We start from the raw sequence: 3,679 nt of genomic DNA, 5'->3' as shown, positions 1-3,679 counted from the left end.
AAACATATGCGTAGGTATTCAATCCCCCTAAGATAGAGATAGGGTCGGAACTGATGAAAATTCCACTTTCAGGATTATAATACCTGAAACGATTATAATAAAGCCCTGTTTCTACATCCTCATACTGCCCCGGTTGCCTGAATGGTATATCGGTATCATTTCATTGGGCAAAATATTATATTATTATTTTTAAATTTCTTTATTTGAATAATTTATTTTTTATCCTTATTTCTAATTGAGTTGGAGTCCAAACAATCCATTGTTCATAATTTTTTGCTTCAGTTTCACTAATTTTTTTTTCGATACCATTTTGCCATAACCTAGAATCTTCTCCTCGCCCCATTACTAATTGAATTTTTGATAAATTAGACTCTCTTTCTGGATCATAATTATCTTGTGTATAAATCTTTTTCCATCTCCCTTTTGAAATTCCTAATCCTGATATAGATATTGGAGAGAATAATCTGGGAGAGTTTATAATAGATTGAATATCTTCTTGTAACGTCCCTATTTGATCAAATACTTCTACAAATATGCCACTTCCCCCTTTATCATCTATAATTCTACAAAAGACAAATTCTCTCCCCCTATTATCAAACTTCTCTTTTTTATAATTCTTTAAATTTTCCTTAATATCTTCAGTAGGTAGAAATAGGGGAATTGCATATATTTCTCCTGGTATAACTTCTGTTTTTTTCATGATTAATGGCATTTTATTTTATTTCCTTCTAATTGGGCTTTAGCTTTTTCATATTCCGTATAAAAAGCTTTTCCTCTAGCATCTGTCCTTGATTTGTCAAATGAATTTATTTTATTTCCCTTATTAGTAGATGATATTTCCTCACCTATAATACCTGTTTTTGTTTGATAATATTCCATATATGCCTGCTCCCAACCCCTAGCTTGCTCTATAGTTACATTATTTTTCAATATTTCATGTGTTCCCGTATATCTTCCTGATTCAATGTGTTGAGAAATTCTAGTATCTATATCTTGTTTTGTTATCCCTATATAATAAGGTGTACTAGAACCATTTTCATACAATGCATATACGGAATAGCCACTTGTACCTAAAGGATCCAACCCAAACGGATCCACCCAAGCATTACTATCATGCACATACGCATAAAAATTCGGGTTATTACCTGCTAGCCCTATCAGATCTTGGCTAATATATGAACCATAGTACCTGAAACGATTGCTATACAAGCCTGTTTCGGTATCTTCAAGCTTTCTCTATACTACTTACTTAGAATAACCAAATAAATTTAATGAATAAAGACAACTTTTTAAGGTTGGATCTGGGGTTTAATTATTCTAATTTTGGTAGCTTATATCCTTCTTCTATTAACGTCTTATTTTTATATTTAACAACTTCCCATAAATTGGGACATTTTCTGCCGAAATTAAAACATATCCATCCAGAATTTTTTTCTAATGCATCTTTATTTATTTTTATATATTTATAATAATCAGAAAATTCAACAAAGTCTAATTGATTGTATTTAAAAGCGCTTATATAATATAATATTAACCAGCACCATTCACTACTTTTAGCTATTTCTAAAAATTGCTCATTAATTATATGGCTATTAAAACTAGGATTACTTTCTAAATATTTTTTTATTAAAAAAGAAGCCGTTATAGTATCTGTAGGCATATAGGCTTCATTCAATCTAATTTCATATCCGTTTTGACCTGTCAAATAATCAAATATTTCATTTTTCTGAACGGCTTTAGCAAATAATTCATTAACGTCTTTTCTCATAAACATTTTTATAATATTTTTGTAATTATTACTTGACTTATTGGTACTTGATCCATCACTGCTTCTGCTATTCCTCCAGAGGTTGTACCTCCTGGTATAAACAATTCATTAGCTCCTGATAAATCAGAAGTTGGTAATCTTAAATTATGTTCTAATGGTTTAGGTATATCTATTTTATACAATCCTCCTTTACCTTGCCATCCACCAGAAGGGATACCTAATCCTTTTTCAATAACTGAAATATCACCATTTGCCTTTTTCAATAAATCATTTATTTGATTCGTTGGAGCAACAAATTGTCCATCAGGACGACCAACCTTAGCCTGTCCTTTAACAAAATCATTGTAGGCATTTCCAGTCATTAAAAAAGATGCTCCAGATTTAAAATCCTTATGTACTTTACCACAATTTTCCAACCCGAACACATCAACCATCGTATTCGAATCAAACGTATACGCATAAAAATTCGGGTTGTTACCCGCCAGTTTTATGGGATCTTGGCTTATATATAAGCCGGTTTCAGGATTATAATACCTAAACCGATTATAATAAAGCCCTGTTTCTACATCCTCATACTGCCCTAATTGTCTGAATGGAATGGAGTGCTCACATTTTTATAAAGATAATTGTTTATTTTTAATCTTTTCTGTAGAATACTAAATTGTTAGATATTGGTTTGTAATCAATAATGTTATTATTCTCAACTTGATTTTTATTCAGAAAATTATATCTGTACATTTTAGGAATATTACCATTTTCTATGCTTACATTGATTTTGTAATTACTTTTTTGTGTTGATACACCAAATAATGTCTTTTTCAGAATGCTTTCAGATGTTATTTCCTGATTTTTTTTCAATTCAAAGCCATAGCCGTATGTTACTGGAAAAATGTTATTTACTAATTCTGTGATTTCTAACATAATTTCTTCTGTGATTCCCTCTTTAAAATGGAGAATAATATCAATTAGTTCTTTCTCATTCTCTTTTTTTATTTGATTTAAAGCCTTGTTTGAATATAATACAGAAACAGTATCATTTTTATTTACCCCATTAGCATAAACTATTTCATTTTTTGTACAGAATGAATCATTACTATACTTTTTAGAACTATAATTTAATTCAAATTTGTAAATCGTTTCAATTGAATTTTTTTCCAAAAATTTATTGAATGCTTTAATAAAGCTCTTAAACAGAGTTGTATATTCTTCTCTATCATTCCAATTTATTACAATAAAATATTTGAGAACATCTCCATTTATTTTGTTTTTTTTAGTAAACATCATTTACATTTTATTTTAAATTTCGATTTAATTTTTTCCATAAATTGTGCTAATCTATTTACTTTAACATCACCATCAATATTATTTATATTCATAAAGTTTTTATTTCTTGAAATTAAGTCATTAATTTTATCAGTTTTAGAAGCAATCTCAATAATTTTAACTCTTCCATTTTTATAAAGAACTCCAACATCAGGTCTTGGTCCGTATTTGAAATTTCCTCCACCAAGTAGTTTCTTATAACCCAAGTCCATAGTTACTCTTTGAACTCTTGGGTCAATAGAATAAATATTTGCAATAATTTTAGAGATTGTTGAATGTCCGAATGTTCCTGTGGTTTGAGCGTTTCCGATAACCTTTCCAAAGAATAACCCGAACACATCAACCATCGTATTCGAATCATGCACATACGCATAAAAATTCGGGTTATTACCTGCTAATCCTATCGGGTCTTGGCTAATATATAAACCGGTTTCAGGATTATAATATCGGAAACGATTATAATAAAGCCCTGTTTCTACATCCTCATACTGCCCTAGTTGCCGGAACGGAATAAACGGCTGATTGTTAAAAGTATCTTCCCGTATTCTGCCATAGATGTCAAATTCCACCTGCCAAACCAGTTCTCCT

Annotated in this window: 7 protein-coding genes and 1 pseudogene; all 8 read right to left on the bottom strand. The window is 30.0% G+C overall.

Going from position 1 to position 3,679, the window contains the following annotated elements; translation table 11 throughout:
• On the bottom strand, positions 1 to 148 hold a 148-nt coding region (locus GQ590_RS12745), incomplete at its 3' end, for an RHS repeat-associated core domain-containing protein (RefSeq protein WP_160409224.1).
• 51 nt (positions 149 to 199) lie between these two features.
• Positions 200 to 700 (bottom strand): Imm26 family immunity protein, encoded by a 501-nt coding sequence (locus GQ590_RS11750; protein WP_202112996.1) that lies wholly within the window; start codon positions 698 to 700, stop codon positions 200 to 202.
• Between the two features lie 2 nt (positions 701 to 702).
• Positions 703 to 1,119, bottom strand: a complete 417-nt coding sequence (locus GQ590_RS11745; RefSeq protein ID WP_237397884.1) for a GIY-YIG nuclease family protein — start codon at positions 1,117 to 1,119, stop codon at positions 703 to 705.
• Positions 1,093 to 1,218 (bottom strand): annotated as a pseudogene (locus GQ590_RS12965) (hypothetical protein); the annotation flags it as partial. The gene GQ590_RS11745 and the pseudogene GQ590_RS12965, both read right to left, overlap by 27 nt.
• A gap of 94 nt (positions 1,219 to 1,312) precedes the next feature.
• The gene (locus GQ590_RS11740; RefSeq protein ID WP_141683090.1) at positions 1,313 to 1,768 is read right to left on the bottom strand and encodes a hypothetical protein; all 456 of its coding nucleotides are present in this window, start codon (positions 1,766 to 1,768) and stop codon (positions 1,313 to 1,315) included.
• 8 nt (positions 1,769 to 1,776) lie between these two features.
• Entirely contained in the window at positions 1,777 to 2,367 is a 591-nt protein-coding gene (locus GQ590_RS11735) for an RHS repeat-associated core domain-containing protein (RefSeq protein ID WP_160409228.1), read from the bottom strand.
• A gap of 37 nt (positions 2,368 to 2,404) precedes the next feature.
• Entirely contained in the window at positions 2,405 to 3,052 is a 648-nt protein-coding gene (locus GQ590_RS11730) for a hypothetical protein (protein ID WP_160409220.1), read from the bottom strand.
• Positions 3,049 to 3,679, bottom strand: a 631-nt coding sequence (locus tag GQ590_RS11725) for an RHS repeat domain-containing protein (RefSeq protein WP_160409222.1), incomplete at its 5' end; no start/stop codon positions are given. The genes GQ590_RS11730 and GQ590_RS11725, both read right to left, overlap by 4 nt.

Source organism: Gilliamella sp. Lep-s35 (assembly GCF_009795845.1).
GTDB lineage: Bacteria > Pseudomonadota > Gammaproteobacteria > Enterobacterales > Orbaceae > Gilliamella.
The sequence above is the reverse complement of the archived record's forward strand: the minus strand, read 5'-3'. Positions and strand labels throughout refer to the sequence as shown.

Excerpts from the sequence above, each read along its gene's own strand:
- GQ590_RS11750 (WP_202112996.1), bottom strand. The coding sequence starts at position 700 with ATGAAAAAAACAGAAGTTATACCAGGAGAAATATATGCAATTCCCCTA.
- GQ590_RS11730 (WP_160409220.1), bottom strand. The coding sequence starts at position 3,052 with ATGATGTTTACTAAAAAAAACAAAATAAATGGAGATGTTCTCAAATAT.
- GQ590_RS11740 (WP_141683090.1), bottom strand. The coding sequence starts at position 1,768 with ATGAGAAAAGACGTTAATGAATTATTTGCTAAAGCCGTTCAGAAAAAT.